The organism is Francisella salimarina, assembly GCF_007923265.1.
GTDB classification, from domain to species: Bacteria; Pseudomonadota; Gammaproteobacteria; order Francisellales; family Francisellaceae; genus Francisella; species Francisella salimarina.
The window spans coordinates 193,051-219,545 of sequence record NZ_VOJA01000001.1 but is presented as its reverse complement, the minus strand read 5'-3'; the positions used below and the strand labels follow the sequence as shown (position 1 = coordinate 219,545).

Sequence of the window (26,495 nt, the reverse complement as noted above, 5' to 3'; positions counted from 1 at the left end):
AAGTTTGTTGTTATTTATATATTTTTGATGATGTTCCTACGATAAGAGGGTCTGGTGCAATTGCTACCTCAGGATCTTTGTTATCATAATCAATACTATTTAGTATATATCTAATAGCATTTATTCTTGCCCTTTTCTTATCATCAGACTTCACAATTACCCAGGGCGCATAAGGCTTGTCTGTATATATAAACATCCTTTCTTTAGCTTCTGTATAGTCATCCCACTTATCTAAGGATGCTTTATCAATAGGGCTAAGTTTCCATTGCTTAAGAGGATGATTTTCTCTAGCTGCAAATCTATCTTTTTGTTCTTGTTGGCTTACAGAGAACCAAAACTTAATGATTATAGTGCCGCTATCAACTAACATTTTTTCAAGTTGAGGAGCCTGCTCCAGAAATAAAAAATATTCTCTCTCGGTACAGAATCCCATAACTCGTTCAACACCAGCTCTATTATACCAAGATCTATCAAACAGTATTATATCGCCACCAGATGGTAGATGTTCGATATATCTTTGGAAATACCATTGATTTCTTTCTCTTTCAGAGGGTTTTTCTAAGGCTATTACTTTAGCTCCACGAGGATTTAAGTGTTCCATAACTCTTTTTATTGTTCCACCTTTTCCAGCAGCATCTCGTCCCTCAAAAATTATTAGAACTTTTTTATTATTTTCTTTAACCCATTTTTGAAACTTTAATAATTCTATTTGCAAATGATGTTTTTGCTTTTCATATACTTTACGAGGGATTTTATGTTTGTATGGAAATATATTCTCGACAAAGAGCTTTTGACGCTCCTCTTGGCTTAATACTTTCATGTGTAGATTAACTAATATTTACCATAGATAATATATTACCATAAGGGATGGCTATTCGCTAAAGAGATTAGTTTTTTACTGGTTTAATATTAAGTTTGAGGCTAAATAATATATAAAAAATAGAGAAAATTAGTATTATTGATATAAAAGGAGTTGGAGTTTTTATAGGATATATTAGCACTGCTAGGAATGTGGAAATTGATGCAAGCATTGTAAATATAAAAGTAAATGATTTGATAAGCTTATTTGTACTTATATGCTCAGTTCTTGATAGGTAAATATATTTTATTGGTACAAATGAAAATATCGAAAGAATGACTATTACAATCTCGTTAACCCAGTATGGAGATTGAAAACATAGCATGTACATCACTATTACATTCCAGTAGCTAGGAAAACCAACAAAAAAGTGGTCATCTGTTTTGGCATTAGTTTGACAGAACTGATATGAAGATGAAATCGTTATCATTACTACTACTGGAATTAACCATTCCTGAGAGACTATCCCTGAGACATATATCCAAATGCATGGGACTATGGAGTATGTTGTGAAATCTATAATATTATCAAGTAAAGCACCGTCTAGAGGGGCTAATTTTTTTATATCTACCAATCTGGCCAAGCTACCATCAATAGAATCAATAAAAATAGCCATGATTATGCTAAACATTGATAGCTTAATGTAATAGTGGTGAAGATCTACTTGGTTAATCACACTGGCTTTAGCAGCTTCTATGGAGAAAATGATAGCGAGTATGCCAAATACTGCACCTAATGAAGTGAATAGGTGTACTAGCCAAGCATAAATTTTTTGTATTATTTGCATTGTTGTTATTTTTTTAATTTACTATGAAATAAATAATTACGGAATTGTAACAAAAATAGTTAATAGTTTCTATGAATAACTAGTTCAATAAGTTTTTCTAACTTTTGTGTAGAAAGTTGTCTTTCATTTAATTGAGTAAGTAGTTTTTTGATTTCACTCTTATTACGACTTAAGTGATCACCTGCTTTATCAAGACCCATTAGAGATACGTAGGTGGATTTATTTGCGTTAATATCTTTCGCACTAGTTTTACCAAGTTCTTTTGTCGATTTTGTAACATCTAAAATATCATCTTTGATTTGAAAACATAAGCCAATTAAGTCAGAAAGTCTTGTCAAAATGATTTCTATCTCTTTGCTATTATTCTCGGAAATGATGTAGGGTATTATTACGCTAGCTCTAAACATTTTCGCAGTTTTGTTTATATGCAGTTTTTGTAAATCTTTTAATTCTAGACTTTGGTTTTCGCCGTCTATATCTAATTGTTGGCCACCAACCATACCTTCTAGACCACAGCATTTTGCAAAAAATATATTTATTTTCTTTAGCTTGTCAATGTTCGATACTTCAATATTGTTTAGAATTTCAAAACCTAATGACTGTAATGCATCTCCAGCTAATATCGCTGTTGCTTCATTAAATTGTATATGACATGTGGGCTTGCCTCTTCGTAAGGTATCGTTATCCATTGCTGGAAGATCATCATGTATAAGTGAGTAAGTATGTATGCACTCTATAGCAAATGCAACTTTATGACAGTTCTGAAGACTTATATCCAATGCTTCACCTAGAGCATATACAAATTGTGCGCGTATTCTTTTACCACCGCTGAAAAAACTATATTTCATCGCTTCTTTGAGTCTTTCGGAAGGCGAGTTAATTTCGGAAAATATCTTTTCTGAAAAAAGATTGAAGCTTTCTATTGTAGGGGTGGTACTCATAAGAACTTCACTATATTGTTGTATTGCTTTTCTAGAACATCACTATGAGCTTCAAATGTTTTTAGAGAGCCCTGAGACATTTGTTGCGAATATTCTTTATTATCTAGTAACTTAACTATACTATCAGCAAGTTCTGTATGGTTTTTTACTCGTATTAGTGCTCTATTACGAATTAATTCTTTTGATATTTGACTAAAGTTGTAGAGACTTGTGCCACTTATAATTGGTTTTGCGAGGGCTGCAGGTTCTAATAGATTGTGTCCCCCGTTGTCTATCAAAGTGCCGCCTACAAAAGTGATGTTAGAAATGTAGTATAGATGAAGTAACTCTCCCATAGTATCACCTAAATATATCTGAGTATGGTTAAAGATTTCATTGGTAGATGACGATCTTTTTTGGTAAGAGAATCCTTCATTTGCAATGAGTTTCTCTACTTTTTGAAAACGTTCTTTATGTCTTGGTACTATTATTAATAGGCAGTTTGGGTAAGTGATTAACACTTCCTTATGAGCGGCAAGTATTATCTCTTCTTCTCCTTGGTGAGTACTACCTGCAATCCATACTGGTCTACTATTTATGCTTTGTTTGATGCTAAGCATCTTATCTTCTAAATTTTCAGGGGTGATAAGATTATATTTTAAATTGCCAGTTACTGTGATTTTTTCTTTATCAACACCTAATGAGCAAAATCTTTTTGCATCTTTTTCAGTCTGAGCGTTTATTTGACTTATGTTTTTAAATAGGAAATCTTTTCCAAATGGTATTTTGGTGTAGTTTCTAATCGATCTTCTTGATAGTCTTGCGTTTGTTATAACTACAGGAACATTTTCTGCAAAACATTTATTTAAAATATTTGGCCAAATTTCAGTTTCAATTATCAAGAAAGCTTTAGGATTAACTTTCACAAAGAAGCTGTTTATGAATGGTATTGTGTCATATGGGATGTACATATGGTATACATTATCGTATTTGCTGTACAAGTTTTTAACAACATCACTACCTGTAGGTGTTGTAGTAGTAATAACAAAATTTTCGTTTGGAAAGTTTTTTAAGAGTTCTTTCACTAGAGGTTCTGCTGAAACAGTTTCGCCCACTGATACTGAATGAATCCAAATTGAACTCTTTAGTCGAAGTTTTGTTTGAGCAAATCTTTCTCCCCATCTTTGCCTATAGCTACTATTTTTGAGGCTTCTTTTGAGTTTTTTGAGATATATGAAAGGTACATATATAATGAATAGGCTAGAGTATATGTGAGCAAGAGAAACGTATAATATTCTTTTTAAATGTTCCACACTTCGACCCAAAAGCTTACTTGTTTAGTAAAAATTATCAAACTAATTAAGCTATTTTAGCATATATGATAAGAAATTATATCATCAAGGATGAAAAAACATTAAGACCTCATATTTTGCTAATAATTTTATCAAGCGCTATAGCTCTATGACTTATTTTGTTTTTCTCACTTTTTGATAGTTGTGCTAAAGTTTTTTGTAATTCAGGTAAAGAGAATACCGGATCATATCCAAAACCATGTTCACCTAAGCAAGTGTGTGCGATCTCGCCATCTAAGAAGCCATATTCTAGTACTGGGGTAGGATCTTTTTCATTTCTGACATAAGCCAAGGCGCATACAAACCGAGCCGTACGATTATCTTTATCTTTTAGATTAGTCAGTAACTTTTGTATATTAGCATCATCATTGCCATGCTCGCTAGCGTATCTTGCAGAGTAAATACCAGGGTCGCCTGCTAATGAAAATACTTCAAGCCCAGAATCATCTGCTATTGCAGGCAATCCAGTGTGTCTTGAACAGTGTCTTGCTTTAATGATTGCATTTTCTATAAAGCTAAGCCCTGTCTCTTCAGCATCACTAATATTGAATTCTGTTTGAGGGATTATTTGAATGTTTATTTTTTTAAAAATATCTGTAAATTCTCTAATCTTTCCTTTATTGCTTGATGCTAGAACTATTTCTCTCATTTTTGAATGTTTTTTAAGGTTTAAGTCTGTGTATATATTAGCAATAATTATCCGAAATGTTATAGTTATATAAATTAAAGAATGGAAAATATATAGAGTATATTTATGAAAGTTTGTTTTATTGGTGGTGGTAATATGGCCGCTGCAATGATCGCGGGAATGGTTAATCATGGCTATGATGGTCAGAATATTATCGTTTTTGATAGAAATGAAGATAAAAGAGAAAATTTAGTTAGTCGATATGGGATACTGTCTTCGGACTCTTTACTAGAGTCAATTGCTATAGCTGATATTATTATTTTAGCTGTAAAGCCACAAGGTATGATTAGTCTAATCAGGGATATTAGAGATCATACTAGAGATGATCAGACAATAGTTACGGTAGCAGCAGGCATCAAAGCTAATGATTATGAGAGAATGTTTGCTAAGAATATTTCTTTCGCAAGGACTATTCCCAATACGCCTAGTAGCTTAGGCTACGGTGCTACTGGAATATTTTTTAATAAAAATATTAGTGATGATAATAAGTCAGAAGTTATTAATATTATGAAGACAATGGGAGAGGTCGCTGTAGTTAAAAAAGAGGATGAGATTGATGTTATTGCAGCTATAGCAAGTTCTGGTCCAGCATATTATTTTCAATTTATGGAGCATATGGTCAATGCTGCTGCTAAAAGAGGGCTGGATAAACAACAAGCTGAGAAGCTTGTTGCTCAAACGTGTCTTGGTGCTGCGCAGATGGTCTTGAAAAGTGACGAGGATATGGCTACTTTAAGAAAAAATGTAACATCTAAAAAAGGTATAACTTTTGAAGCTTTATCTACTTTTGAAAGACTTGATCTTGGTGGAACTGTTGATAAGGCAATACAAGCAAATATCAATAGAGCAGAAGAACTTTCCCAAGAGTTTAGTTCACAAATTTCTTGAACACTCATATTAGTTTTAGGGTAATATTTCTCATAATTCATAAGTTTAAATAAATATTTATTTTATGTACCTTATGCTATATACTTTAGCTGATAAATGTTTTTTTAGAATCTTATAACGAATAAAGGTGAATATATGAGGCTATTATTGGCTGAAGATGATCTTAACTTAGGTGAGGGCTTACTCGAAGCGCTGCAAAAAGAAGGTCTTATTGTTAATTTGGTTTCTGATGGCGAAGCTGCGCAGACTTTCGTTGAATCAGGATTGTATGATATTGTGGTTCTTGATATAGGTATGCCAATTAAAACAGGTTTGGAAGTTCTTAGGAATGTTAGGAATAAAGGTATTAAAGTGCCAATTATTCTTTTAACAGCTAGAGATGGTTTGGAGGATAGAATCAAAGGCTTAGATTTAGGCGCTGATGATTATCTTACTAAACCTTTTGAGCTTAAAGAATTGGTAGCAAGAATTAAAGCTATTTCTCGTAGAATAGACACAAGATCTGGCAAAAGTACTAAAGAAGAAATCAAGTTTGGCGACTATAGCTTTAACCCTAGCTCTGAGACAGTAACTAAAGATGGTGTTATTATTCCAGTTTCAAAAAAAGAATTAGCGCTTTTGGCTATTTTGGTGCAAAATGCTGGCCGTGTTGTACCAAAAACTCAGCTTCTGGAAGAAGTGTATTCTACTGATAAAGAAATGGACACTAATACTCTAGAAGTACACATGCACAATCTAAGAAAGAAAATAAATATTCCAAACTTTATTCAAACTATTAGAGGCGTTGGTTATTTTGTTCAAAAGGATAAAGTAGTTAAGTGATTTCATGGAACTATTGAACTATATCCTAAGCCTAGGTTTTACTTTTTGGCTACTGTTTTTAACTATAGCAAGTGGTCTAATTTATTTGATGGACCTACTTTTTTTTCAAAGGCCAAGATTAAAGCCTTATGCCAAGGAATTAAAGGGTTTATCTAAGAAACAGAAGCGTCAGTTCTATAAGGACAGTGGCCTTAAGGCTCCTTTGATAGCAGATCAAGCAAGATCCTTGTTTAGTGTATTCTTGGTGGTTTTTTTGCTTAGAACATTTCTAATAGGGAACTTTCTTATCCCTACAGCATCTATGACACCAACACTACCTGTTGGAGATTTTATATTTGTTAATAAAGCTGCTTATGGTATTCGAGCACCTTTTACTAATGAAACTCTGATAAAAACAGGTGAGCCTAAAAGAGGCGACATTTTAGTGTTTCACTTTCCAGTTAATCCAAGTGTAGATTTTGTCAAAAGAGTCGTTGGTGTACCTGGAGATGTGATTTCTTACAAGAATAAGATGTTGACGATTAATGGTAAAAAACTTGAGTACACAAATTGTGATAAAGATGCTATTAATTATTACAATCAATCATTAGCTAATGGCAGTGGTGATACAATTTGTACTGAAAATCTTGATGGTGTTAAGCATCAAGTTGATTGGATTGAATCCGTAAAAGGTACTGATTTTGAAAATCTTAAAGTACCTGCTGGACATTACTTCGTAATGGGAGATAACAGAGATAATAGTGAAGATAGTCGTTATTGGGGTTTTGTTTCTGAGAAGGATCTTGTAGGTAAAGCAAAGATTGTATGGATGAGCTGGGATAAGGTTGATAAAAAAGTTCGTTGGAGTGAAATTGGTAAGGTCTTTTAAATAAATGATTCCTGAATATTCTCGATTATATAAAATTCTTGGTTATAACTTCAAAAATTATACTCTCTTGGTCAGAGCATTAACTCATCGTAGTAAAACAAAGAAAAACTATGAAAGATTAGAGTTTTTGGGAGATTCTATTTTGGGATTTGTAATTGCCGAAGCGTTGTATTTAGAGTTTCCAGATTTAGCAGAGGGCAAGCTCTCACAAATTAGGTCTAAGCTAGTTAAAGGAGTAACTTTAGCAAATTTAGCTCTAAATTTTAAGTTGGATGAATATATTATCTTAGGTGCTAGTGAACAAGGTGGACATAAGCGAGAAAAAATATTAGAAGATGTATTTGAAGCTATTATTGGGGCAATTTATTTAGATAGTGATTTTGCTACTGTTAAAAAGGTTATACTAAACTGGTACAAGCCAGTTATATCAACTCTTAACTTGGATGATGTAAAAGTCAAAGATGGTAAGTCTAAGTTACAAGAAATCCTATTGCAAAATGGTTTAAGTCTTCCTGAGTATAGTATTGAAACTATCGACGGTAAAGACCATGAACAAGAGTTTACAGTGAAAGCATTGTCTAATGATTTAAATATTGAAGTTAGTGCAAAAGGTACATCGCGAAAAAAAGCTGAGCAGAAAGCTGCTGAGAAGATGATACAAATACTATCACAACAAGGCTTACATGAAAAAAAATAGATTAAATCTCAATGGTGTGATTGTCATAAATAAGACTCAAGGTCTTAGTTCAAATAAAGTTTTACAGCAATTAAAGTATATATTTAATGCTCAAAAAGCAGGTCATACAGGAACCTTAGATCCTATGGCAACAGGAGTTCTGCCTATATGCTTTGGTAGAGCCACTAAAATAGCACAATACCTTTTAGACTCTGATAAGGAATATATTGCAACTATTAAGCTGGGTGTTGAAACAGATAGTGGAGATGCTGAGGGTGAAATAGTGGCAAGAAATGCTAATATTCCAGAATTGTCGGCAGAGTACCTAGAAACAGTTTTGAGAGATTTTCGGGGGAACATAGTTCAAATCCCTCCAATGTATTCAGCTTTGAAGTATAATGGACAACCTCTCTATAAGCTAGCTAGAGAGGGTAAAACCGTTGAGGTTAAGCCGCGTAATATCTGTATATATGAGTTAGAGTTACTGGAGTTTAATACAGATTCATTAGAAATAAGAGTTAAATGTTCAAAGGGCACATATATTCGTAGTCTAGCTATAGATATTGGAAAAGTTTTAGGCTGTGGTGGACATTTGTCTGCTCTGCAAAGAACCCAAAGCGGACCTTTTGGAATTGAGGCTGCTCATGACTTAGATAACTTAAAAGATTTAAGTTTTGAACAAAAACTTGCTAGTATAGCTAGTGTAGAGAGTGTATTTATTGACAAGCCAATATACTCTTTAGTAGAAGAAGAAAAAGATGATTTATACAAAAGAGGACTCTTCGCTGACAAACCTCATCTTGATGGAACGGTCAGGATATATGATGATGAGAAGTTTGTTGCTATAGCAGAGTTTGATAAAGGTAAGTTAATAAGTAAAAAATTTTTTGACCAGGATATATTCATAAGTGAGTAAATATAATATACATAATGATCCTAATAGGGATGTCGAAGCACAAAAGTACGAGAATCCAATTCCAAGTAGAGAAGTGATTCTAAAATATATAAAAGATACTAATATTCCTGTTAGTATAGAAAACATCGCAAATGCTTTAGAAATTTTTAAAAAAAATCTTTTTGATGGTCTTGTAAATCGTTTAGGTGCAATGGTTAGAGATGGACAGTTAGAAAAAGACAAATCATACTATAATCTACCAGAAATGACGCCAATATATATAACATCTAAAGTAACAGCTGATAGAGACTCCCGTTTAGAGTTATTTAGCCATACTTTAAATACTAAGGTTGGAATTGTATCTCATCAGACAAAAATGGTAATGGCTGGTGATGAAGTAACAGCTAAAGTTCTTGGACTTAATAAACGTGGTCGAATAGATGCAGAAATTAAAACAATAGTTTCAAGATCACAAAAAACCATCACTGGATACTACTATAAGAGTTTTGATTGTGATTTTATTAAGCCGATAAGTAAGAGTATGACAAGTGATATAGTGCTATTACCACCGAGGCAGAAAATAGAACACAATTCTCTAATTGAGGCCGAGATTGTTGTTTATCCTAGTATAAATAGTGCAGCTGTAGCTAAGTTTAAGCAAGAGGTTGAAGCAGTATCTCCAGTTAAAGAAGCAATGATGATGGCAACACAGAAATATGACTTAATAGAACAGTGGAGCAAAAAGGCTTTGCGCTATTTAGATAATATTTCTGATGATGTGATTGTTGGTAATAGAGTTGATTTGCGTAATGAAAATTTTGTAACTATCGATGGTGAAGATGCCAAAGATTTTGATGATGCTGTTTATGCACACAAGACTAAAAGTGGTAGCTGGAAACTATATGTCGCGATTGCAGATGTGTCAAACTATGTTGAGAAAGATTCAGGCCTAGATTTGGATGCAAAGCGTCGCTCAACTTCTGTTTATTTTCCTGGATATGTTATTCCGATGTTACCAGAGAAGTTATCAAATGGATTATGTTCGTTAAAACCTAATGAGGATAGATATTCTCTAGTTTGTGAGATGAACATATCTAAAACTGGTAAGCTTTCTAGATACAAGTTCTATTCTGCAGTAATAAACTCAAAGGCGCGCTTAACTTATACAGAGGTTGCAAAACTTTTAGAGAAGAAACAAAACTCTATAGTTGATAAAACTCCTGAGTTGATACCAAATCTATTTGATTTATATGAGTTGTATAAAGTGCTACATGGAGCTAGGCAAGAGCGAGGTGCTATAGACTTTGATACCGTTGAAACACAAATAATATTAAATGAGCATAATCATATTGAGTCAATAGTACCAAGACATCGTAATGATGCGCATAGATTAATAGAAGAGTGTATGCTTGTGGCAAACGTTGCAGCAGCTAAATTCACCATTAAGCATAAAAAAACATCGCCATTTAGAGTTCATAGTGAGCCTAAAGAAGATAGGATGGAGACTCTTAAGAAGTATCTTGCTAAGCATGGTATACATCTTGCATATGGTAAAAATGGCAAAGTTACACCAAAGGCTTTGGCAGAAATGTTAGATAGCATAAAGGATCGTCCTGATTATGATGATATTCAGATGATGACTTTGCGTAGCATGAATCAAGCGGTGTACAGTATAAATAATGATGGACACTTTGGATTGGCATATAGTGAATATACTCATTTTACATCGCCAATTCGAAGATATCCTGACTTAGTAGTACACAGAATAATTAAATCAATTATTGGCGAATATGAGCATGGTGGTGCTGATTATAAGTCTTCTGAATTAGCAAATATTTGTGAGAATGCCTCTAATCAAGAACGAAATGCAGATGGTGCATCAAAGCAAGTTGAGAGCTGGTTGAAATGCTATTTCATGCAAGACTATATTGGTCATGTTTTGGAGGCTCAAGTTAAGCATGTTAATGGCTTAGGTCTATTTGCTGAGCTAAAAGATATGTATATAGAAGGCTTGATACACGTTTCTGCTATTCCAGGGGATTATTATATTTATGATGAAGCTAAAGATATATTGATTGGTAAGAGAACTCATAAAGTTTATAAGATTGGTCAAGATATTACTGTAAGAGTTGTCAGAGCAGATTTAGAAAGAATCCACATAGATTTTGAATTATATGATCCACGTAAGCCAAATTTAGATAAAGATAATGATAAGCCATATCCCAAGAAGTCAAAAAAACCTAATAAGGCTAAGAAAAAAAGAGCTAGACGTAGAAAAAAAGCAAAAACAAAAGCAGCTCAATAAATTTATTCTATAAATATTTAATCTAAACGGTTTTCTTTGGTTCTTTAAATCCCCATACTATTCTAAATTTTCTCAATACACAAAGAATCATGTATGTAATATCAATTTGCCATGCTTTGAGATTATTTCTAACAGAGTAAGCAAATTTATGGTGATTGTTGTGCCACCCTTCACCAAATGTAATTAATGCTATGAACCAATTATTACGACTATTATCTGAAGTTTCATAATCTTTTTTGCCAAAAATATGACAGATTGAATTAACACTAAATGTAGTGTGATATAACAATACTGTACTTAAGATACCGCCCCAGAATACAAATGCTAAACCGGATGTTTCGAGGTTGGGGAAGAAGTGGTTAACTAGGCTACCTACAACAAAGAGACCTACTAAATATAAAGCAAATGAAATATGGTCATATTTATCTAACCAAACTAATTCAGGATATTCTATCCAGTCTTTGGTAAACTTGGGATCAACATGATCACTTCTAGATTCAAAAACCCAGCCAACATGCGACTGGAAGATACCGTTTTTAGGTGAGTGTAGATCTGTGTCTTTATCAGAATGAATATGATGATATCTATGATGACCTGACCACCAAAGAGGTCCTTTTTGAGATGCCCAAGTTCCAACTAATGCTAAAATAAATTGAAATACTCTAGAAGTCTGAAAAGCTTTGTGTGCAAAGTAGCGATGGTACCCAGCGGTCAAAGCAAATGTTCTAGCTGAAAATGTAACAAGAAATACAACTAAGGCAGTAATATTATAATTTACAAAAAATATTGCCAGGCAAGCAATATGCATAATAGCAAAAGCTATTATAGTAAGTTTATTAGATTGTGTTTCCATGGTTTCTCCGGTTCTAAATCATCTTTTTAGCAATTTTAAAGTAAAGTTTGTAAGGTAAAGTTGCAATAAGTTTTAGAATTATAGTGAATTTTTTTGTAAAGTGAACCTCAAATTTATTTGACTCTAAACCTTTGATAATGCTAAGGGCAGCTTCTTCAGGTTGAAGTAGAACTGGCATTTTAAAATTATTCTTGTCAGTAAGTTTAGTTTTAACAAAGCTTGGATTTATTAGACGGATATCAAGCTCAGTATTTTCTGCTTTTAGGCTCTCAACTAAATTTATAACACCAGCCTTAGTAGCAGCATAAGGTTGTGATCTAGGTAAACCGATATAGCCAGCGACACTAGCTGTAATAGCTAGCTGACATTTAGGATTTTTTTTGAGATAAGGTAGCGTAAATCTTATTAGGTAAAAAACAGCAGTTAGGTTAGTTTGGATAGTTTTATTAAGATTTGAAATGGCAATGTCAGCAATTAATGAAGGTTCATAGAATGCGGGCAAATATATAATATAATCAGGATTATAGCTAAGAGCTATATCACTTCCTTTTTTGAAGCTCTCAAAATCTGCCACATCAAGATCAACAGTATGAGCAGTATTTTTTAGACTTGCAGATATGCTTTGTAGTTTGTCTAGTGAACGAGCTGATATTATAAAATTAGCTTGTATTGAATTATCAAGTTTCTTGAGTAATGCATTACCAATACCATCTGTTGCGCCAATTAACCATATAGTTTTATCTGCAAATTTTTGCATAGTTATTCTCCAGATTTTTCTTTATGCATAAATAGCGTTAATGAACCAACTGTTAGTCCAAATTTTTTGAATGTATTTTTGTTTATAAGTACACCATCGTTCATTAAGTACATCCAATCATCAAAGCTAATTTTGTATTTTTTGTCGCCAACTGGGATATTCATTTGATATTGCCAGTTCATAGCGTTGCCTTCAACATAGATTTTAGCAGTACCAATTACGTCGCCTGTTGTACCTTCGTAGTAGTTATCAGAAATTTTCTTAATCGTCCAAATACGGTGATCTTTTTGGCCGTCATAGTAGACCATGTGCTCATCAAATGTGCCGACATCACCATTCCAGCTAGCAGTTCCAGAGAAGTCAAACTGCTTAGTGACTTTTCCTTTATAGTCTTGAATAATCCCTGTGCCAACAATTTTACCTTGTAAATACTGTTGTAGGTCAAGCTTTGGACCGTTTCCTTTGTAACTTGATATATCAGCTGAGCATCCAAATAATCCTAATGCCATAATAATTACTCCTATTCTAGATATTAATTTTTTCATAAGCCCCTCAATTGTCTTGACAATGTTTGATATGATGAGTTATCGCTAAGCCATATTTCAAAAAAATATTTTGAAAGATCTTTGTCTGGTATTTGACCAATTAGACCATTGTCTGAATATATATATCCTTTACCATCTTCATCCATATAACCGTACAGGTTTGTACCGTTTTGGACATCGGGAATTAAATGATCAAAGGTATCTCTATATTCTTGATAATTTGCCTTAACTTGCTGTGGATGTTGGTATGATATTTCTTTAACAGTATGTTTAGAGATAGTTTTCCCATCCATATTTCTAAGGTAATGAATTTTTAGTAAAAATGGTTTATCCCAATTAAAATTTCCATCTTGAGTGTAAAGTTCAGCATCATAAACATCAAAAAACCATTTAGAAAAATGAATTTTACCAACTTGTTGTACTTGTTGAGATTTTATTTGCTGCAAAGTTAATTCTTCAGCGTAAGTGAATAAAGGAAAACTAATAATGATAAATATTAGTAGTCTTTTAAGCATGGACAATCTCCAACTGTACAACATCAATACGCCCATGAGTAAATGCAGCACTACAAGAGTTTAAGTAGAAACGCCACATTCTCTGAAAACGCTTGTCAAAACCTAGTTTTATTAGCTCAGGCTCTACATTTACGAAATTTCTGTCCCATTCATCAAGAGTTTTAGCATAATCTTTTGCAAAAGATTCAGTACCTACACATTTTAGACCAACCTTATCGAGTTCCAGATTAATTTGTCCCATAGATGGTAAGAAGCCACCGGGAAAAATAAAGGTTCTAATCATATCAGTACCTTTAGCATAATCCGCAAAAAGCGCATCATCAATGACAATGGCTTGAATAACAATCTTACCATCTTCTTTAAGTAGTGATTTAAGCTTAGAAAAATATGTGTTCCAATATTCTCTACCCACTGCTTCGATCATCTCGATTGAAACGATATAGTCATATTTATCACTTTGGATGCGGTAATCTTCAATAACTATATCAGCTTTTTTCCCAACTAGTCGCTTCGTAGCATAGTCGTGTTGTTCTGTCGATAGAGTGATGCCTTTGAGTGTGTAGTCACCACTATTTAGGGCTGTTTCAGCAAATCCCCCCCATCCACAGCCAACTTCAATGATTGAGCCATTTTTTTTATCAAATTTATCAATTATGTTTTTGTATTTATTGATTTGTGCTTGCTCTAATGTTTCATTTTGATTTTTGTACATCGCAGATGAATAAGTCATGGTTTTGTCTAACCACAAACTATAAAAGTCATTACCTAAGTCGTAATGATCGTAGATGTTTTTCTTACTCTGTTTGATGCTATTACGTTTAGTAAGGTAGCCAAGTTTTTGTAATAATTTAAAAAGAAAATTTGGCTTCATGTATTGACCAAATGCTTCTTCATTAACTAAACCTAGTAGAATCAGAGATTTAAGATCTGATGTTTCCCAGTAACCATCTCTATAATCAGCAGCAAATCCAATGTCTGATTTTAGTTGTAAGTTTACTACTGTGCGCCAATCTTTTAGTTTTAGATCGGCTGTTGGACCTTGTTTTTCGCCTTTTGTATAAATAGTTTCGTTTTCTGGAGTTGTTAAATATAGCTCACCACATTCTAATTTGTTAAGTGATTCTAATAAATTTTTTCTAACGGTTTTTTCAAACATTTCAAAAGGCAAAGGTTGATTATTCTGTACGTAAATATTAGCAAATAAATATTGAGGTAATATTGCTGGAATATTAAATTTTGTTAATAAATTTATAAGTAAGCTTTATATTTCTGATATGGGTAAAATATTGTCGGGAATCTAACTATTTGGACTTATAATATTAGCTACACTGACTCGAATATTTTTCTGCTCAGGTTTTGGAATATATTTTATGCGTTTAAATACGATTTTTAGAGCTTGCCAGTGAATTAGATAGATAACTTTGAAAGTTAGAAGTGGAGATCTAAAAAATTCTTTGACTAAGTTTGTACTTGATAAAGGTTTGATTTGACCATTAATTGCTGTACCAAGTTGGAGCTGATTATTATCATAGTAATTGATAATAACTTGATTTTTTGCATTATTATCAAAATCAAGTGCGAAGTTGAATTTATAAAAGCCTTGTCTTGGATAAAAAGGTGATACATGAAATATTTTTTCTGCTTTGAACCATGTTTTATCTGTAATTTCGTTGCCATTGTTGTGGCAAATATAGCTATGAGTTTCTTTGAATGTGTTGTTGACTTCTGCTATCACAGCTACAAGTTTTTTTTCACTATAACAAAGCCAAAAGCTAACGGGGTTAAATAAGTATCCTAGAACTCTAGGCATAGTCATCAATTTGATTTTATCATATTTAAGGTTGTGCTGGTCTAATAAATTAGTTGCCCATTTTAGACTACTTGAACCATCTTTTAGACCATGATCCTTATCATAGAAAGAATACAAGTTAGGTTTATTGATACTAAAAAAACTAGTCTTACTTTGCTTAAGATTAAGCATGTCCAAAATAATATAATATGATTTATATCTGAAAGAATTTTGCTTTGGATGATGCCTCTTATGAAAAACTTTTGAGCTTAAGATAAAGTTTTTTACCATGGAGTTTTGATTCCTAATTTATTCGCAACATTTACTGCACTAAGTATACCATCTTCATGGAAACCATAGCGTAGATAAGCTCCACAATAGTATGTGTTGTTAAGTCCTTGGATTTTATCAAAGTCTTTTTGAGCTTGAATGGCTTTTTTATCAAAAACAGGATGATCAAAAGTATGTTCGTTGATGATTTTTTGTGGATCAGGTTTTTGATCCGGGTTAACTGTAACAAAATAATCTATATTAGTATCTAAGGGTTGAAGATTATTCATCCAGTAGCTAAGTGAAACTACATCACGTTTGTCTTTAGTTTCAGCACTTAGATAATTCCAACTTGACCACGCAGCTTTGCGTTTTGGCATAATACTAGCATCTGTATGTAATATTACGGAGTTCGGTTGATATTTTATAGCAGATATAAGTTTTTTTTCATCACTGTCGGCATCACCTAATAGTTCGAGAACTTCATTGGAATGGCATGCAAAAATAACCTTATCATATTCTATGGTGTTATTGTTGATATCAGTTATCAAAGTTTTATGGGTTCTAGTTACATTGGTAGCTTGGGGTGCAAATTTAACATTAGCGGATTTTAGTTGAGTTATGATTTTGTCAACATATACTTTACTACCGCCTTTGACTGTGTACCATTGGACTGGTTTGGTAGTTGTAAGTAGCCCATGATTATCAAAAAATCGAATAAAACTAAGGGCAGGGAAGTCATACATCTTCTCTAGTGGAGTGCTCCAGATACAGGCTCCCATCGCTAGTAGATAATAATCTTTGAAGCAGTTACCAACATTTATAGATTCTAGATATTCAGCAAGGCTTATATTTTCATCAAGAGTGTTGTTTTCAAGATGCTGTCTTGAGATCTTATTAAATTTTAGAATATCTTTTATCATTTTATAGTAACTTGGTCTGAAAATATTTGACCATTGAGCGAATAAACTTTTGATACTACTAGATCCATACTCAAACTTACCATTTTTGATAGATACACCAAAAGACATGTTGCTGTCGGCGACGGGCACATTTAAATGCTTGAATAATCGCGATAAGTGATAATATGTGTGGTAGTTAAAGACAATGAAGCCAGTATCTACAGCGGTGCTATTTACCTCTAATGTACGAGCATGTCCACCGTAATAATTATTTTTTTCATAAAGAGTAATGTCGTATTTTTCTTTGAGAAGATAACTGATGGCAAGTCCGGATATGCCACTTCCTATTACTGCTACTTTTTCCATATATTTAAATTGATTGTAAGAATTTTAGTTAATTATAAGGGTAATTTTTAAACCTTTAAAAACATAGTTAAAATTTGTTAATGTAATGGTAGCGAGATTTCTATAATTAAGCCATGAGGATTGTTGTTAGTAGCAGTGATATCACCATTATGAAGGTGTATAATTTTTCTTACAAGAGAAAGTCCTAAGCCATTACCTATTTGGCTACGGCTTTTTTCTTCACGAAAGAATCTTTCAAAAATCTTATCAATATTTTCTTCATTTACACCAATCCCTTGATCGGTAAATGTGATGTTATATTTTGAGTTTTGAATTTTTGTCGAAATCGTTATTTCAGTATTATCTTTTGAGTATTTATAGCTGTTGTCTAGGATATTTGTAATACTTTGGAAAATAAGATTTTTATCGATATTTAAATTTTTTGAAATAACAGAGATATCTAATTTGATATTCTTTTGTTCAAACATTGGTTCATAAAGTTCAATAGCATCATCGATAATTTTTTTTACATCAGAATTTTTTTTGAGTAAGTTTTCACGACCATGTTCAAGACGATTAAGTCTTAGGATACTATTAAAGATATTAAGCAATTGATTACACTCTGCCAATGCCTCAGATGTGTCATCATTTGGACAAGTTTGCTCAAGGCTTTCAAGCTTGTTTTTTAAACGAGTTAGAGGAGTCTTTAGATCGTGAGCAATATTATTTGAAACGCTTTTGATATCTACCAAAAGCTCATCGATATTAGCTAGCAGGATATTGAGTATATTAGCTAAATTACTAAGATCATCCCAGCTTGTATCAGATTTGATTCTTTGGCTAAAGTCGCGAGTGTTAACAATAGAGGCAGCAGAGCTAGCTATAAAATTGATTTTCTTAACAACAAAAACACTGATCAAATAACTGATGATGACAACGCTTGCTGTACAGAAGATACCAATACTTAGGGGGATTATATGCTCAGTAACTCTATTACCAAGCGCGGAGAAAATTATATAAATCCAAGATGCTATACTTAAACCTAAAAGTATTGTAAAAAGCACTGCCATTTTAAAGCTTGAGCTAATTATATACCTACGTTGAATAGTGTCGTTGAATTTATTCTTGTATGACATATCCAAAACCTCGTATAGTTTTTATAGGGTCAGGCAGACCATTCTCAGTGAGCTTGTTGCGCAGGCGAGAGATATGTACTTCAACTACATTTGTCTGAGGGTCAAAGTCATAATCCCATACCTCTTTAAGTATCATCGTCTTGCTAACCACCTCATTTTTATGTTTAAGAAGTAGATGTAAAACTTTGTATTCTCTTTGTTGTAATAATATTAATTCATCATTGCGACGTACTTCATGAGCGAGTTCATCAAGAACTATATCTCCGCAGGTCAGTTTATGAGACTGTGCATCAGCAATTTGTTTAGTTCTTCTGTATAGAATATTAACACGAACCATTAACTCATCTATTGAAAACGGCTTAGTTAAATAATCATCACTACCTGATGTAAGACCTTGAATTTTATTCTCAGTGCTATCAAGTGCACTTAGAATAATCACAGGAATTGTTACATTTTGTTTACGTAAAATTTTTAGCAAAGATATTCCGTCTAAATACGGCATCATCCAATCTATAACAACCACATCATAATTATTGGTATTGATTAGGAATAGTGCTTCTTTGCCATCGTGAGCTAATGTTGTTTCAATACCATTTTCTTCAAATTTGGTTTTTATAAACTGAGCAATTTTTTTATCATCGTCAGCAACTAAAACTTTTGGTTTATCAGTCATTGAGTCTATATACATATTCAATTCACATACTATAATTATAGCTTATTAATAGTCATGTAACTTGAAAAAAATAGCTATAAAACTTATTTATAATTTTAGACTATTTGTGTATAAAATATTTACATCAAAAAGATGGAGGTTGAAATGAAGAAAATTCTAGCAACAATATTCGGTTTAATGGTTGTGTCAGGAGTATATGCTGAGAGTTATCAGATGTATGCAAAACCAGATGAAAAATCGAAAAAAATTATGACAGTTGATGATCGAAATCCCCAATTTAGAGCTATTTTTTCAAAGGGTAAATGGATTGAGATAGTTGATCAAAAAGATGGTACTGTTGGTTGGGTAAAACAAAAACCTCAAAACAGTACGCAAGTATCTAATAATAAACCTATAGAAAAGATGATGGCAGATTTTCAAAAGCAACAGCAGATGATAGATGAAAACTTCAACAGAACAATAGCAAACATTGATCAGAATATTGCCCAAATACAAGCTGAATCTAAAACATCAAAAGTTACTAAAAAGCCAGATGTATATAAAGAATTTAGTTCTATAACAATTAAGTCAGATGGTAAAACTGCTAAAATTGTCAAAAAAACAGAAGATAGCACTGGAAAAGTCGAAACAGTAGAGAAGGAAGTACCGGCTGATCAGCTAAATACTATTAAAATCTAGCGTTAGATTTAATTTTACTATTGATGATGTTTGCAAATAATAAATCCTTATTTAATATCTTTTGTTTCTAAAGTGTGTTCAATAAGTTAAAATTACTGTGTAAATGCCACACCAATGGGGAGTACGTTATGTATGAAGAAGAGTTCTTATCAGAAAAATTACAGCATTTCACATTAGTAGACATTGCTCTTGTTAAAATAGTCTACTTCTTGGTGGGCTTGCTTGTAGCTACAAACTATCTAGTTCTAACTGAAGTGAGTTGGATTTTTTATTTATTAATGTTTTTAACGGCAGTATTTCCAATAGTGATTCATCTATTTTCATTTGAGGGATCATATATTGAGAAAGCTAGAATGTATCTAAAGACAAATAAGCCATCATACCAAGTTCTTCTGTTTTTTAGCCAGTTCTTCTTTGGATGTATGGTAGTTGTACTTGTTCCGGTATTAATATTAGTTCCTTGGTATGTTTATTGTATCTTGATAGTTATTCTTGCTATTAAGCCAATGCGTTCAAATATGTTTTGGTAGAGTGAGGTTATCGAATTGAAAAAAAGCACACACGATGGCCAAAAGGTTTACTCAAAATTGGTTTTAAAGGTTTATAACTTTTGGGTTTTGTTTTTTAATAATACTTTTTTATGGAAATGTAAGACTTCCAAGTTGCTTAAATTATACAAAACCAATGTCTCTAAAAATCATTTAGATATAGGTGTGGGCTCTGGATACTATTTAAAAAAAGTTAATAACCAGCTCCAACAAGTAACACTTATGGATTTAAACCCAACATGTTTGGATTATGTAGCAAAGGCTTTGCCAGCTAAAAGTGTTTTGACTTATAAGGTAGATATTCTTGAAGCTATTCCTGAGAAATTTTATTCCAAATTTGACTCTATATCATTTAACTATCTAATTCATTGTTTACCTGATAATGGTAACAAACAAGTTGTTTTTGAGAATGTTGCAAAGATGCTTAAATCTGAAGGTGTAGCATTTGGATCAACTGTCATTAATGACTATAGCTCAAATCTTGCAATTAAGGTGGCTAATAAATTTAATGACAAAGGAATATTCGATAATAAAAATGATACTTATGAATTGATAGAAAAATATATAAAGAGTAATTTTGCTGAATATACTATAAAGCAAATAGGCTCAGTTTGTGTATATATTATGTCTAAACCTCTTAGATGATCTTTACTATTTATAATCAATAACATTCTTAATTATTTTTGTTATAATCGCTATATAGACAAATTATTCTGTTCACAAAAATAATGAAGAAAAAGCTTTTATTTGTAACTTTATCGGCAAGCTTAATTTTGTTGGGCTCATGTAGTAAAACAACTGTTGCTTATGAGGATCCAAATGGTGTAGATACAACATCTATTAATTTTAGTTCTACTGATTTGCAAGCTATTACAAACAAGATGACTGAAGATATGCTGAATTCACGAGCGGTTAAGAGAATTACTGCTATGGATACACCAACATTATTCTTTAGTAATATTCGTAATGAAACAAGAGAGCATATCAATACGACAATGTTATCAAATACAGTACAGACACAGATTATCAAATCTGGATTGTTCCAAGTTACTGATATGTCTCAAATCAAAAATGTACGTGAGCAGCTTGGATATCAAGCTAATAGTGGTATGGTTGATCAAACTACAGCTACTAAGATTGGTCAGCATATTGGTGCTAGATATATGGTTTATGGTTCTATTCAAGATATTGATAATACTAATGTTGATGGAGATAAGAGATCTAAATTCTTCTTGGCAACATTGAAGATGATGGATCTAAAAACAGGTCTTGTTGTATGGCAAGATGATAAGCAAATTCGTAAATCACAGACTAAATCAACATTTGGCTGGTAGTTAGATTTCAAAATGGTTATTTCAGAGTAGATCTGAAATTTCTTAAAACATAGGAGATAAAATACTATGAAAAAGAAAATATTAAGTTCATTAATTGTTTCATCATTATTAGTAAGTCCTTTAGTTGCTGCAGAAACAACTGTAGATACTAAATCTACAGCTGAGCAGTCGCAATCTGTTGATATGGGTTCAGATGTGTCTAATCTTAATAGTGCTATCTCATCAGATTCAAAAGCAGTTGCAACAACTGCAGAAGATAAGAGATCAGCAGAAGAAATATTAAGTGATGTAATGGAGAGTTATATCGATCAGAATAATCTTAGAGATAAATATGATTATGTTGGTTCTGCTATAGGTACAGCCTCTGTTAATCAAACAAATTCAAATTATGTCGACAGTGCTCAGTTGGCATTTGAGAAAGCTCTAATAAAAGCACAGGCAGAATACATATCATTTATATCAGCAAATACAAAAGTTGATAAGAGTCTAAGCATAGATAGTACACAAGGTTCTAATGTAAATGACATTAATACAGATTCTGATAAGCCCAAAGAGGGTACTCAAGCTGCGATTGATGCTAAGCAACAAGCATTAGAAGAAGCAAAGCTAGATAAACAATTAAAAGATCAAGGTTTAAACCCAGATGATTTTGCAACACCAGATGAAAAGAGAAAAGCTCTTTTAAGCCAGCAAATGACAGTCAAAAGCTTAACTACAGGATTTGGTAACTTATCAGGTCTACTACCAATTAAGACTTTTGTTGTAGAAAAAAATGGTAATGCTGCTATTGGTGTAGTGGTTATTTACTCAGATAAAATTAAAGGAATGTTTGAGGATATCAAACATGGTAATGAACCTGTAATCGTTGGTAAAGGCGGACAATCTCCTTCTGACTTATATAAGGATAAGTCAGGTGAAGATATGATGGGTGATTATGGTATTCGTGTTGGTTTTGGAGAAGATAATAAACCATATATCTTATCATATGGTCAAGGCTCGTACACAGGTCCAAAGCTTCAAGGAGTTTCAGCTGGAGATTATGGTTATAAGCAAGCTGAGATTATGGCAAGAGCAAATTTAGTTACACTAATAGCTGGGCAAATGTCGACAAAAGAAGCTTTGACTATGTCTGAGGATATATCTAGCACTCTTGCTAAAAATACTAAGACGCAGCAAACACGCAGAATAGATGCGACTGATATTGAAAAGACACTATCTACATATTACAAAACAAAAGCAAACCTAGATATTATTGGTCTTAAAACTGTTAAGAGATGGCGTTATAAGTTACCAAGTACAGAGAATACTGTATATGGTGTTGTATTAAAGTGGGATCCTAAGCAAGTAGCTACAGCAAATAAGATTAAAAACTTTAATTATGATGAATATCGTAAACAAAATGCTAAAAGTACAGAAAGTGGAGAAACTTCGTTAAATGGTAAAGTAATTATTAGACAAAGTGATGATAATAAATATTTAAACCAGTTCTAGGGTAATGTGATGCAAAAAATATTGATTTTTTTTTCTTTCTTACTGATTTCTATAGTTACTAATAATGCTTTTGCTGCAGATTCTGCTACAAATATTGTGTCTGATAGCTCAGCTAATTTGTCAAATAACTCATCAGATACTAATTCTGGAAGTACGCTTAAATATAAAGGCGTAGATGAGCGTAATAATCTTAAAATGTTCACAGTTGCTATATTACCTTTTGATACGAAAGGAGCAACTAATGAAAGTATTTACAGTGAGAAAGAGCTTCAAAAAGGACTTAATCAGAATATCATAGCTCAAATAACTCAATCACGTAAGTTTAGAGTATCAAATAGAGATGCTAAAGATGAGAAAGCTTATGAAGAGGAAATTAGACGTATAATAAATTCCAATGATACCAGTGAGAAAGCTAAGCTAAATCAAAGAATAGGCGCTGATTTTATATTAACTGGCGATATCCTGGGATTAAACATTAGTAAGAAAAAGAGTTCGTATTATGGAGAAGACTTTACAACATTGAATGTCTCAGCTAGTGTAGCTTATCGGATGATTGAGCTGGCTACGATGGAGGTTAAATGGTCGAATGTAGTTAGATTGCAAGTACCAGCAAATATCGCTAACGAGTATACTAACTATGATAATGGTGATCACTCACAGATATTAAGCTATGTAGCTGAGCAAATCGGTCAAACAATATCTGAACAAATTGTTGGGGCTATATACCCTCTTCAAGTGTTAAAAGTAGATGATGGTGAAATTTACTTCAATCGTGGTGGTAATGGAGTCGTTAAGGCTAGTACTTATGAGATTCGCCAAGAAGGGGGTACTAGTGTTGATCCGGCAACAGGACAGCATATTGTCTTAGATAGTAAAGTTTTAGCAAAAGTACGAATTACAGATGTGATGCCTAAGTATTCTGTAGGTATTGTAATTGATGGTAGCTTATCTAAAGTACATCCAGGTTTACGTGCTTACCTATCCAAGTAGTATGAAAGTTAAAGTCTGTTTGTTATCTATTGTATGCTTAATAATTTCTAGCTGTGCGACATTCAGTGGTAGCCATCCTGATAAGGTAGAAACTGCCAAAGATGCTATTGAAACATGCAGATATAAGCCTATTGAAACTAAATTTGACAATGCTTTTAGTGGTGATGGTGTTAATGCTTCTATCGGTTTCTTAGAAACAGGACGTTTTGATCAGCTACTTGGTAAAACTGAACTATCACAAGCTAAATATACCAAGGCAACGGATTATGTTGCAAAGTCAGAAGCAGAAGCAAAAATAAGAGTTAGGAATATACTTAAAAATACTCAAGCTACTCTTTTAAGCGATAAAGAGAGATATTACTATATATCTGATTATGAAATTACTTTTTTATATGCTTATCAAGCACTAAACTACTTAAAACAGCATGACTTAGAAAATGCTGCTGTCAGTATTCGTAACTTATCATATGCACAATATGCCACTTATGAAGCAAAAGATTTAGCTGCTCAGACAAATAAAACCAGGTATGAAGAATTTAATCATGTTAATTCTAGACAGGTTTCATCAAATATATCTAGTTCAAAACAATATAGACAGTTAGTGAGTATAGCTGATAGGGTAAAAAACTCTTATGAAAATGCTTTTGGATATTATCTAGAGGCTTTGATATATCAGTCATACGATACCGATCTAAATAATGCTAACTTATCAATGAGTAATGCTCTAAGGGTTGTTCCAAATAATCCATATGTTAGAGAAGACTATGACGAAATTAAGAACGCTTTTGACACTGGTCATAATATCTATCCACAAGGGCAAGGTAAACTTGTTGTAATATATGAGAGTGGTTGGGTAGAGCCTATTAAAAAATTTGATATACCAATCGTGATATTTTTCCAACAAGCTGGAGTTCAAAAAATTTCGTTACCATACTATGGCTCTTATAGGTTGACATCTAATGCCGATGTGCAAATCTTAAAAGATAATAAGATTATTGATAAAGGCAAAACTGCATTATTGGTTGATACAACTGCAATGGCAGCTAAGTCATTATCAGATCAATATCCTGCGATTGTAACTAGAGAGGTTTTGCGTCTGGTTACAAAAACAGCTATTTCTGTGGCGGCTATTAGATCATCAGGTGACTATGCAGCATTGGCAGCAATTGGAACTTCGGTGTATAATATGGCGACAACCCAAGCAGATCTCAGAAGTTGGAATCTTTTGCCCAAAAATGTTGATTTATTCTCTAAGAATTTAAGCCAAGGTGAATATACGCTCAAAATTAATAATAAAGATACAACTGTAACTATTATGCCTCAAAAAATAACTTTGGTATGGTTAACTAGTGAAGGTTGCTATCAAAGGATATTATTAAACGAAATTTTATAACATTGATTGTAAATAAGTTTTGAAAATTAATCTTTTAAAAATGCTCAAAAGTATTTTTTAGTTGTAATAATACATTCTGTCGAGAAATAAATAATTGCATAAGTTTCTATTGATTAATCCTATTCTTGAGAATATATTTAAAAGGTTAAATTTTTTTAAAATAAAGCTATTTAATAGTAAATTGGAGAAGATATGAGAATCTTATCAGTTCAAGATATGGCAAAAATAGTGCAGAAGCACGGCTTTGATAATTTTATTAAAGACCTAGTTGAATATACAAAACAAGACTTTATAAGATGGCAAGAGTTTGATAAATCACCAAGATATGCAGCTCATGTTCCGGGAGGTGTTCTGGAACTTATGCCAACTGCTGATAATAAACTATTTACATATAAATGTGTAAATGGGCATCCTGCAAATCCGTTTGAAGGTAAGCAAACAGTTGTAGCTACAGGTCAATTAAATGAGATTAAACATGGTTATCCATTACTTATATCTGAAATGACTGTTCTTACTGCTCTAAGAACTGCTGCTGCGACTGTCTTAGCAACAGATTATTTAGCACGTAAAGATAGTAAGACTATGACGCTAATAGGTACAGGTGCTCAAAGTGAATTTCAAACTTTAGCTCATAAATTAATCAGACCTATTAAAACAGTAAGATATTTTGACACAGATCCAGAAGCGATGAAAAAATATGCTAACAATATGAAAGGTGTTGATCTTGAATTTATCGCTTGTGATAGTGCTAAAGAAGCTTGTGAGGGTGCAGACATCATCGTCGTATGTACGGCTTGTAAACTTCATGCAATTGTTATTGAAAATGATTGGGTTAAAGAAGGTGCACATATAAGTGGTTTAGGTGGGGATTGTCCTGGTAAGACTGAGCTTGATATGGATATTCTTTTTAGAGGTAAAGTAGTTGTTGAATACAAAGAACAATCAATGATTGAGGGAGAAATCCAGAATTTATCACCACAAGAAGTTGAACAGGTTTTACATGCTGAAGTATGGGAAATTTTAACTGGTAAGAAAAAAGGTCGTGAAAATGATAAAGAAATTACCATCTATGATTCAGTAGGTTTTGCTGTTGAGGATTTCTCAGCACTTCGTCTTACTTTAGATTTAGCTGAGAAGTATGATATTGGTAGCCAAATGGATATGGTACCGCCAATTAAAGATCCTAAAAATTTATTTTCAGTATTATAGTATTGGA

At 32.7% G+C, this 26,495-nt stretch carries 28 protein-coding genes; 14 read left to right on the top strand and 14 right to left on the bottom strand.

Features of this window, described 5'->3' with window-relative positions; genetic code table 11:
* Window positions 1–10: 10 nt before the first annotated feature.
* From ppk2 to rdgB, 5 genes are all read right to left on the bottom strand, one after another.
* The gene (ppk2, locus tag FQ699_RS01035) at window positions 11–820 is read right to left on the bottom strand and encodes a polyphosphate kinase 2 (RefSeq protein ID WP_004287226.1); all 810 of its coding nucleotides are present in this window, start codon (window positions 818–820) and stop codon (window positions 11–13) included.
* Window positions 821–887: 67 nt separating this feature from the next.
* Window positions 888–1,646, bottom strand: a complete 759-nt coding sequence (locus tag FQ699_RS01030) for a CDP-alcohol phosphatidyltransferase family protein (protein ID WP_013922566.1) — start codon at window positions 1,644–1,646, stop codon at window positions 888–890.
* Window positions 1,647–1,705: 59 nt separating this feature from the next.
* Window positions 1,706–2,587: a polyprenyl synthetase family protein gene (locus FQ699_RS01025; protein ID WP_146420761.1), complete on the bottom strand. Its 882-nt coding sequence runs from the start codon at window positions 2,585–2,587 to the stop codon at window positions 1,706–1,708.
* The gene (gene waaA, locus FQ699_RS01020) at window positions 2,584–3,879 is read right to left on the bottom strand and encodes a lipid IV(A) 3-deoxy-D-manno-octulosonic acid transferase (RefSeq protein ID WP_146420760.1); all 1,296 of its coding nucleotides are present in this window, start codon (window positions 3,877–3,879) and stop codon (window positions 2,584–2,586) included. Before waaA ends, FQ699_RS01025 begins: the two co-directional genes overlap by 4 nt.
* Before the next feature lie 109 nt (window positions 3,880–3,988).
* Window positions 3,989–4,567: an RdgB/HAM1 family non-canonical purine NTP pyrophosphatase gene (gene rdgB / locus FQ699_RS01015; protein WP_146420759.1), complete on the bottom strand. Its 579-nt coding sequence runs from the start codon at window positions 4,565–4,567 to the stop codon at window positions 3,989–3,991.
* 105 nt (window positions 4,568–4,672) lie between these two features.
* On the opposite strand from rdgB, the gene proC reads away from it, so the two are divergent.
* The 6 genes from proC (at window position 4,673) to rnr (ending at window position 11,060) form a co-directional block, all read left to right on the top strand.
* Window positions 4,673–5,494 (top strand): pyrroline-5-carboxylate reductase, encoded by an 822-nt coding sequence (proC, locus tag FQ699_RS01010; protein WP_146420758.1) that lies wholly within the window; start codon window positions 4,673–4,675, stop codon window positions 5,492–5,494.
* Between the two features lie 135 nt (window positions 5,495–5,629).
* Window positions 5,630–6,316, top strand: a complete 687-nt coding sequence (gene qseB, locus FQ699_RS01005) for a response regulator QseB (RefSeq protein WP_146420757.1) — start codon at window positions 5,630–5,632, stop codon at window positions 6,314–6,316.
* A gap of 4 nt (window positions 6,317–6,320) precedes the next feature.
* A complete protein-coding gene (gene lepB / locus FQ699_RS01000) occupies window positions 6,321–7,184 on the top strand; it encodes a signal peptidase I (RefSeq protein WP_013922572.1) in 864 nt (287 codons plus the stop codon).
* 4 nt (window positions 7,185–7,188) lie between these two features.
* Window positions 7,189–7,881: a ribonuclease III gene (gene rnc, locus FQ699_RS00995; RefSeq protein ID WP_146420756.1), complete on the top strand. Its 693-nt coding sequence runs from the start codon at window positions 7,189–7,191 to the stop codon at window positions 7,879–7,881.
* Window positions 7,868–8,776 (top strand): tRNA pseudouridine(55) synthase TruB, encoded by a 909-nt coding sequence (gene truB, locus FQ699_RS00990; protein WP_146420755.1) that lies wholly within the window; start codon window positions 7,868–7,870, stop codon window positions 8,774–8,776. Before rnc ends, truB begins: the two co-directional genes overlap by 14 nt.
* Window positions 8,769–11,060, top strand: coding sequence for a ribonuclease R (gene rnr, locus FQ699_RS00985; protein ID WP_146420754.1), 2,292 nt, complete (start codon window positions 8,769–8,771; stop codon window positions 11,058–11,060). The genes truB and rnr overlap by 8 nt, the downstream gene beginning before the upstream one ends.
* 22 nt (window positions 11,061–11,082) lie before the next feature.
* Here rnr and FQ699_RS00980 read toward each other — a convergent pair whose 3' ends face one another.
* The 9 genes from FQ699_RS00980 to bfpR all read right to left on the bottom strand — a co-directional run bounded on the left by FQ699_RS00980 (window position 11,083) and on the right by bfpR (window position 18,845).
* Window positions 11,083–11,913 (bottom strand): acyl-CoA desaturase, encoded by an 831-nt coding sequence (locus FQ699_RS00980; protein WP_146420753.1) that lies wholly within the window; start codon window positions 11,911–11,913, stop codon window positions 11,083–11,085.
* A gap of 13 nt (window positions 11,914–11,926) precedes the next feature.
* Window positions 11,927–12,670, bottom strand: a complete 744-nt coding sequence (locus FQ699_RS00975) for an SDR family NAD(P)-dependent oxidoreductase (RefSeq protein WP_146420752.1) — start codon at window positions 12,668–12,670, stop codon at window positions 11,927–11,929.
* Window positions 12,671–12,672: 2 nt separating this feature from the next.
* Window positions 12,673–13,215: a DUF3833 domain-containing protein gene (locus tag FQ699_RS00970; RefSeq protein ID WP_146420751.1), complete on the bottom strand. Its 543-nt coding sequence runs from the start codon at window positions 13,213–13,215 to the stop codon at window positions 12,673–12,675.
* The gene (locus FQ699_RS00965) at window positions 13,212–13,730 is read right to left on the bottom strand and encodes a chalcone isomerase family protein (RefSeq protein ID WP_146420750.1); all 519 of its coding nucleotides are present in this window, start codon (window positions 13,728–13,730) and stop codon (window positions 13,212–13,214) included. The genes FQ699_RS00970 and FQ699_RS00965 overlap by 4 nt, the downstream gene beginning before the upstream one ends.
* Window positions 13,723–14,886 (bottom strand): SAM-dependent methyltransferase, encoded by a 1,164-nt coding sequence (locus FQ699_RS00960; protein WP_146420749.1) that lies wholly within the window; start codon window positions 14,884–14,886, stop codon window positions 13,723–13,725. Before FQ699_RS00960 ends, FQ699_RS00965 begins: the two co-directional genes overlap by 8 nt.
* Before the next feature lie 141 nt (window positions 14,887–15,027).
* Entirely contained in the window at window positions 15,028–15,810 is a 783-nt protein-coding gene (locus FQ699_RS00955) for a DUF1365 domain-containing protein (protein ID WP_146420748.1), read from the bottom strand.
* Window positions 15,804–17,057, bottom strand: a complete 1,254-nt coding sequence (locus tag FQ699_RS00950) for an NAD(P)/FAD-dependent oxidoreductase (RefSeq protein WP_146420747.1) — start codon at window positions 17,055–17,057, stop codon at window positions 15,804–15,806. The genes FQ699_RS00955 and FQ699_RS00950 overlap by 7 nt, the downstream gene beginning before the upstream one ends.
* Window positions 17,058–17,134: 77 nt before the next feature.
* The gene (locus tag FQ699_RS00945) at window positions 17,135–18,172 is read right to left on the bottom strand and encodes a sensor histidine kinase (RefSeq protein WP_146420746.1); all 1,038 of its coding nucleotides are present in this window, start codon (window positions 18,170–18,172) and stop codon (window positions 17,135–17,137) included.
* Window positions 18,156–18,845 carry a two-component system response regulator BfpR gene (gene bfpR / locus FQ699_RS00940; protein WP_146420969.1) on the bottom strand — a complete coding sequence of 230 codons (690 nt, stop codon included), beginning with the start codon at window positions 18,843–18,845 and terminating at the stop codon, window positions 18,156–18,158. The genes FQ699_RS00945 and bfpR overlap by 17 nt, the downstream gene beginning before the upstream one ends.
* A 144-nt stretch (window positions 18,846–18,989) precedes the next feature.
* Between bfpR and FQ699_RS00935 the strand changes: the two genes are divergently transcribed.
* From FQ699_RS00935 to ocd, 8 genes are all read left to right on the top strand, one after another.
* Complete coding sequence (locus tag FQ699_RS00935; RefSeq protein ID WP_146420745.1) at window positions 18,990–19,523, top strand: SH3 domain-containing protein; 534 nt, start codon at window positions 18,990–18,992, stop codon at window positions 19,521–19,523.
* Between the two features lie 128 nt (window positions 19,524–19,651).
* On the top strand, window positions 19,652–20,053 hold the full coding sequence (locus tag FQ699_RS00930) for a hypothetical protein (protein ID WP_013922586.1): 402 nt from the start codon (window positions 19,652–19,654) through the stop codon (window positions 20,051–20,053).
* Window positions 20,054–20,185: 132 nt separating this feature from the next.
* A complete protein-coding gene (locus tag FQ699_RS00925; protein WP_257217883.1) occupies window positions 20,186–20,716 on the top strand; it encodes a class I SAM-dependent methyltransferase in 531 nt (176 codons plus the stop codon).
* Between the two features lie 83 nt (window positions 20,717–20,799).
* Window positions 20,800–21,405: a penicillin-binding protein activator LpoB gene (lpoB, locus tag FQ699_RS00920; RefSeq protein ID WP_013922588.1), complete on the top strand. Its 606-nt coding sequence runs from the start codon at window positions 20,800–20,802 to the stop codon at window positions 21,403–21,405.
* A gap of 66 nt (window positions 21,406–21,471) precedes the next feature.
* Window positions 21,472–22,896, top strand: coding sequence for a DUF6844 domain-containing protein (locus tag FQ699_RS00915; RefSeq protein WP_013922589.1), 1,425 nt, complete (start codon window positions 21,472–21,474; stop codon window positions 22,894–22,896).
* Between the two features lie 9 nt (window positions 22,897–22,905).
* Window positions 22,906–23,886 (top strand): LpoB-related protein, encoded by a 981-nt coding sequence (locus tag FQ699_RS00910; RefSeq protein ID WP_179951644.1) that lies wholly within the window; start codon window positions 22,906–22,908, stop codon window positions 23,884–23,886.
* A gap of 1 nt (window position 23,887) precedes the next feature.
* On the top strand, window positions 23,888–25,279 hold the full coding sequence (locus FQ699_RS00905) for a COG3014 family protein (protein WP_146420742.1): 1,392 nt from the start codon (window positions 23,888–23,890) through the stop codon (window positions 25,277–25,279).
* Between the two features lie 192 nt (window positions 25,280–25,471).
* Complete coding sequence (gene ocd, locus FQ699_RS00900; RefSeq protein WP_146420741.1) at window positions 25,472–26,488, top strand: ornithine cyclodeaminase; 1,017 nt, start codon at window positions 25,472–25,474, stop codon at window positions 26,486–26,488.
* The last annotated feature ends 7 nt before the right edge of the window (window positions 26,489–26,495 follow it).